Raw genomic sequence first — 5,868 nt, forward strand, 5'->3', positions numbered from 1 at the left:
CTCTGGTCCTCTCAATGGGCCAGAGCTTACTTCAAAATGGATTATTTCAACGGGGCAAGGTCACCAAGTACGTAGATGCTTTCTCTATTGAACTTTCAAATCGCTTTTGTCGATGGATAGTTTCTGCTTTTTCCTTTGAGAGAAGCGCCTCAGCTAATGCAAAACAAAATGAACGCGTATAAGTTGTGCAGAGCTGGTCGTAAGGTAGGGAGATTAAGCGCTGGTATTTTTCCGTGAAAGTTTTTTCGGTCGACTAACAAGGCGGGTTAAATTTCTACTCGAGAATACACGCAGCGCGAGGTCCGCAAACTGCGAACCATTTCGGGCGCAGGTCGGCTTTTAGTATGTATTCTTCAAAAGCCTTACGCTCATGAAGCTTGAAGCCGGGAAAGACGAAGTACTCGTCGAAAAGAACCACACTGCCTTTCCGTAGTTTCGAGCCCAAATTCTCAAATATGGTGACTGTTGAAGAGTAGATATCACAATCGACATGAATAAATGAAACGTCGGTTACTGTTTTGGCATAGAGGGGCAAAGTTTCGCTAAACCAACCCACATGCAATCGTACATTATTGCGAACAGTAGGTGGCTCCTTTCCTTTGTTGAAATCAACTAGCATATTACCAGACCATTCTTCGGGCAGTCCTTCGAAGCTATCAAAGCCGTCGAAAATTATTTCAGGCCTGTGTTCAGCAAAACAATTTATGGATGTTCCCGAATAAACTCCAAACTCACAAAAGGCTCCAGTAAGTTTTGCTTGATCAACGCAATATTGGTGGAACTTAACTCCATCATGAAACAGAAGCGCCTCAGGCATCTCCTGAGTGACAATATCTACAGAATCGCGCATTGCCACTTTTTTCAGTTCTTGCAAGAGTGCTCCCGGTGAATTCAGAGGTAAATGATTTGCCGATATGTTCGACAGATCTTTTTGAATATTTTTCAAATTTTCTTTCAGATCTGTGGGATTTTGCTTAGTCAATTCATCAAGCTTTGAAGAAATGGCAGTCAAATGTTCATTGGTTTTCTGTAGCATATCAGGAATGCGCTTTATATTCAGAAAAAAATCACGAAAACTACTCATAAATTCCCCTTTTGTTTGAATAAAATTTCTCGTCATAATAATATATTACGGTTCCTAGAGAAAATTCTCTAAAACTTTAGATGGTTTGACTCTATAGTGTATCCAAATTTTCTGACTAAGATCAAGTTTCACTGCCTACCAATATTATAAAGCGTCTCCAAAAGAAGCGCTTTGATTTGTGTATCGAACTTGCGTTGAGGAGAGTCGCAGTAATGTTGTTTCTCTTCCCGATCTATGCTGTCAAGGATGGCTAATCTCGGTTTAGCTTTTTGATAGAAATTTTCATGCTTTCTACTGAGCGATGAACTCAAGACTCTTCTATAATATATATCAGTTCGGGTGGGCGTTTTTACTGTTATAGGAGTAAATTCATTAAAAACGCGACGCCAAAATTGTAAGTCTTCACTATGGGAAAGATTCTCCTCATACTTTACACGTTTCAACATATATGTAGGCGCCGCTTTGATGGCGTTCAGCGTATATGCTCGATAGCAAATAGAGATATCATCTCCACTATGAACTAGTGCATCCTCAAATCCAGCTTGAACGACGCGCTGCGCATAATCTTCTTGGGGCAGATTATCAATCATTTTGACAATGTTGGACACCACTACAGAGCGGTAGTCGCCAAGTACAAGAAACTCTTCAAGATAATTACGCGAGATAAAATCATCATGATCGATGAACGTGCAATAACGAAAGGAAGCAAGCTGAATTGCCGAGTTCCGGGCTTTCGCCACATTCGCATAAGTACTTTTAATAATTTTTGTATTAACGCCACTTTTAGCAGAAAAATCCTCAATTAAATTCAGCGATTCATCGGTACATCCATTCAGCGAAAATATAGCCTCATAAAGAGACTTATCAATAGACTGATTGCGTAGTGAGATGAACAGTTCTTCTAACTCTTGGGCGCCGTTGTGGACTGGAACGATTACGCTGATCTCGTGAGGTTGAGATGAGAATTCTTTCTCAAACCGATATAGATGTTTCCACTCTGAGGAAGCGCGCTCTACTGCTGTGATTACAGATCGCAGAGCATTTATCTCTCTATATGGCAATGCGGCCCCCATTAATTAAAGAACTTTCGGAATTTTGCCCGAATGCCGAACGCCCATCTGGCTGCTTTTGAATTAAGCTGACGGAGATATTCATCTTGCAGCCACAAAAGATGGTCGCGTTCAGAGCGCAGGTTTTCATTATCACATTTGAGTTCGATGCTGAGACGTTTGAGCCTGGAAATTTCTGTTAGGCAGTATCCCAAGTCAGTTTCGATATCCTGATTGTTATTATCTAACGAATTCGGATTCGAATTGGATTCTTCACTCATTGTCGGTGTGTCCCATAATTTCCATGTTTGCACGCCGGTATTTGGTTCAATGCTCGCCGCGCCTGGTTTTATCATACCAATGAATTTGACGTGTTCGCGCAAAAGAGAAGAATACGCATTCGAAGAGGCGATACTCAACATCCAATGAGAGACATCATAATAGAATGCCCAAAATGTATCTTTTACACATTTAGATGGATGTTGCTCCACCAATTCAAATGTCTCACGGAGGGCGGTAAACGCTTCTAGGCGTCTTTTATCTCCGGTGTTGCTGATCCGCCGACCTTTGCTGTGCTGCACCTTTGTGCATTGAACGAATTTGCTAACAAGAATACGATTTGCACCGAGCAACGATTGCCAGTGTCCGTAAATATCATTCTGTGTTGCAGTATGTGAAAACCGTAAACCCAGGCGTTTTATATAGTCCGTTCGGTAAATCTTGTTCCAAGGATAATTGGTGAATCTCAGTAACGCCTCGTTGCCATCTATCGCGATCAAACTATGCGTTTTTCCACTCAGAATGCGACTGATAATGTCTATGTCGTCAGGATTTGCCCCAATTTTTACTCCGTCCTGTTGAACGTCATACAATGAAACTGCGAGATCTGCCGATGGAGTAGCATCAAGAAGCTCCATCAACTGATCGACGACAGCCCAATCCATAAAATCGTCATCATCCAAATACAGTGCATACTCTGTTTCGAGCAGCTTGGACCCAATATTCCTGCTGGCACCTGCGCCATTTGGTAAGGGGTTTCTCAAGATCTTTAAGTTGCCGTGTTCGGCAAAAAAATCCTGAATGGGTATTTCAGAGCCGTCATCAATGATTATCACTTTCCAATCTCTACCTGAATCAAGCAGTCGATTGATCTGACCGACGAAGTATGTCTCTGGATTTCGCGAGGGAACGATGATTGTAAGTGACATAGGTTTTCCCAGGTTCGTCAAATATAAAGTTCTGCATGTCGACCATTATAAAACTTGTCGAATAATTCAGCTTCGAAACCTGGCAAAAGAGTTCTAACGTTTGCTCGCAGGTTTTCGTTGCCCCATACATCTTCAAAAGAACGGTATAAATTCATGAAAAGCGTAAACTGATAATCTTCCCGAACGCGCTTTAGGAACCACACAAGCCTCCGGAAATATAGGGCATAAAAATAAGGTTCTGAAACATCGTTGAAGTTATTGTTGCGAACAAGATTCTCTTTAATGAATTCGAATATATCAACTATCTCGTTTCTTCGATTCTTAACGTGTCTCGACGCGCCTTCTCTGTCGATGCGATACATATAATAATGATCGTTTAACCAATAGTATCGAAGCCCATTGAGAAACGATAATGTCGAAAAACATGTATCTTGATATGCTGCGCCTGGTGTTTCGGGTAACTGAATATTCAGCCGCTCAAAAGATGATCGTCTATAGACGCCCGCCCATATCGCCGGTGGTGTGAAGCAAAGCTCATTGTCGCGGAAATCGGTTGGCTTTATTGCTTTCGGTTTATCATTCAGAACGTCCGATGCAGATAGATTAATGCGTGGTGCGGCAATTATCGGGTTTTTGCCTAAATCGGTGAAGGGCTGGTAGGGTGTTTTAACAAAATCGACTGAGTAATCATTGCGTAGAATTTCAACCAACTTGGGATATGCGCTATCCAAAATTACGTCGTCGGATTCGACAATGGTAAATAGAGATCCCGCGGCTGAATTTAGTCCTGCGTTGATTGCTTTTCCGTAGCCGCCGTTCCTTTGATTTATTAATCGAAACTGTGGATACCGCGCTGAAAACTCTTCGGCAATCTGCGGTGTGCTATCGGTGCTTCCGTCGTTGACGCAAATTACTTCGGCTCTGAAGTCAGGTTTTAATGACTTTGCAACACTATCTAAACATTCACGTAGATATAACTCGACGTTATACATTGGAATAATGATAGAAAGATCCATAAGTAACCCCAAGTTCCAAATAGTCCAGCAGAAGATAATTTGAATAGACCGAAAAAAAACGTTCCGATAAATCTTGTGTTCTATAGGCCAGTGAAACGTCTCTGACAAGGATTAAGCGAGTGTCATTGTGATGCATCTGAATCCGGGTCAGCTGAAGCATTTAATATTTTTCAAGTTTTCGTACGTAATGAGACACGAATATCAGTTTTGACTGGCACGTAGAATCAATTTTAGATTGGTGCAATAACGGAATTCTCGCAAACGAATCATTCGTTATAGACATACTGTATGTTGCTGGAAGCACTGCGTTCCAAGGCAAATTAAATGGGAAATTGTTATGAAAATTGCGGTGGCCGGTTTGGGATATGTTGGGCTATCTAACGCTCTTATATTGTCTCAGTACAATGAAGTGGTAGCTTATGATCCAGTTGAGAAGAAAGTTGCTCTACTGAATCAGAGAAAACTGCCTATCGTCGACGCTGATGCTGCCGATTTTTTGTCAACCAAAGTTCTTGATATTCGGGCAACTAGCGACAAAGTCGATGCATATCAGGGGGCGAGTTTTGTTGTCGTCGCCACGCCTACCGATTACGATGTTGAAACGCAGTTTTTCGATACCAGCTCGATTGAACAAGTCCTTGATGACATCCAGACAATAAGTCCGTTATCTACCATCGTTATCAAATCTACGGTTCCTGTGGGCTACACAGAGAAAATATCAAAACGATATCCTACTTTAACGATATTGTTTTCGCCGGAGTTTCTGCGAGAGGGTAGGGCTCTTCACGACAATTTATATCCATCGCGCATAATTGTAGGGCCACCTACAAACGAAGCAGAGGCGTTTGCAAGTTTGTTGTTAGGCGGCTCTGTTCATAGAAATGCGCCTATCATTGTGACTGGCACGAGCGAGGCAGAAGCAATAAAGTTGTTTGCAAACACGTATCTAGCAATGCGTGTCGCGTTCTTTAACGAGTTGGATACCTACTCGGCCGTTCATGGATTAAATGCACAACAAATAATAGAGGGCGTAGGTCAGGACGCTCGCGTTGGCAACTTCTATAATAACCCTTCGTTTGGATATGGTGGATATTGTCTACCGAAGGATACCAAACAATTACTAGCAAACTACGCGAATGTACCGCAAAGCTTAATTCAAGCCGTTGTATCGGCGAACACGACACGCAAAGATTTTATTGCAAACGAAATAATTGCGCGAAAACCAGAGGTTGTAGGGATTTATAGGCTCACTATGAAAGCAAACTCTGATAATTTTAGAGTTTCAAGTGTCCAGGGCGTTATGAAAAGACTTAAAGCCAAGGGTATCAAAGTGATAGTTTATGAACCCACGCTCAAGAGTACATCTTTTTTTGGTTCGGAAGTGATTGAGCGGCTGTCAACCTTCAAAGCGCGCTCTGAACTTATCGTTGCAAATAGATGGGCTGACGATATTAGGGATGTAGCTGAGAAGGTTTATACGCGAGATCTGTATGGGTCCGATTGAAAGTTTA

At 42.0% G+C, this 5,868-nt stretch carries 6 protein-coding genes; 2 read left to right on the forward strand and 4 right to left on the reverse strand.

Features of this window, described 5'->3' with window-relative positions; genetic code table 11:
- The coding region (locus CEV33_RS24170) for a hypothetical protein (RefSeq protein ID WP_208620123.1) at window positions 1–182 on the forward strand (182 nt) is incomplete at its 5' end.
- 92 nt (window positions 183–274) lie between these two features.
- On the opposite strand, the gene CEV33_RS00795 is transcribed toward CEV33_RS24170, so the two are convergent.
- The 4 genes from CEV33_RS00795 to CEV33_RS00810 all read right to left on the reverse strand — a co-directional run bounded on the left by CEV33_RS00795 (window position 275) and on the right by CEV33_RS00810 (window position 4,357).
- Window positions 275–1,084 (reverse strand): class I SAM-dependent methyltransferase, encoded by an 810-nt coding sequence (locus CEV33_RS00795; RefSeq protein ID WP_167388079.1) that lies wholly within the window; start codon window positions 1,082–1,084, stop codon window positions 275–277.
- A gap of 128 nt (window positions 1,085–1,212) precedes the next feature.
- The gene (locus CEV33_RS00800) at window positions 1,213–2,157 is read right to left on the reverse strand and encodes a glycosyltransferase family A protein (RefSeq protein WP_094538695.1); all 945 of its coding nucleotides are present in this window, start codon (window positions 2,155–2,157) and stop codon (window positions 1,213–1,215) included.
- Window positions 2,157–3,341, reverse strand: coding sequence for a glycosyltransferase family 2 protein (locus CEV33_RS00805; RefSeq protein ID WP_094538696.1), 1,185 nt, complete (start codon window positions 3,339–3,341; stop codon window positions 2,157–2,159). The genes CEV33_RS00800 and CEV33_RS00805 overlap by 1 nt, the downstream gene beginning before the upstream one ends.
- Window positions 3,342–3,358: 17 nt before the next feature.
- The gene (locus CEV33_RS00810) at window positions 3,359–4,357 is read right to left on the reverse strand and encodes a glycosyltransferase family 2 protein (RefSeq protein ID WP_094538697.1); all 999 of its coding nucleotides are present in this window, start codon (window positions 4,355–4,357) and stop codon (window positions 3,359–3,361) included.
- 337 nt (window positions 4,358–4,694) lie between these two features.
- Between CEV33_RS00810 and CEV33_RS00815 the strand changes: the two genes are divergently transcribed.
- Window positions 4,695–5,861 carry a nucleotide sugar dehydrogenase gene (locus tag CEV33_RS00815; protein WP_094538698.1) on the forward strand — a complete coding sequence of 389 codons (1,167 nt, stop codon included), beginning with the start codon at window positions 4,695–4,697 and terminating at the stop codon, window positions 5,859–5,861.
- Window positions 5,862–5,868 lie beyond the last annotated feature (7 nt).

This window comes from Brucella grignonensis, from assembly GCF_002252505.1.
GTDB classification, from domain to species: Bacteria; Pseudomonadota; Alphaproteobacteria; order Rhizobiales; family Rhizobiaceae; genus Brucella; species Brucella grignonensis.

Bases quoted from the DNA above. Each gene is read 5' to 3' on its own strand.
- CEV33_RS00795 (WP_167388079.1), bottom strand. From the start codon at position 1,084: ATGAGTAGTTTTCGTGATTTTTTTCTGAATATAAAGCGCATTCCTGAT.
- CEV33_RS00800 (WP_094538695.1), bottom strand. From the start codon at position 2,157: ATGGGGGCCGCATTGCCATATAGAGAGATAAATGCTCTGCGATCTGTA.
- CEV33_RS00805 (WP_094538696.1), bottom strand. From the start codon at position 3,341: ATGTCACTTACAATCATCGTTCCCTCGCGAAATCCAGAGACATACTTC.
- CEV33_RS00810 (WP_094538697.1), bottom strand. From the start codon at position 4,357: ATGGATCTTTCTATCATTATTCCAATGTATAACGTCGAGTTATATCTA.
- CEV33_RS00815 (WP_094538698.1), top strand. From the start codon at position 4,695: ATGAAAATTGCGGTGGCCGGTTTGGGATATGTTGGGCTATCTAACGCT.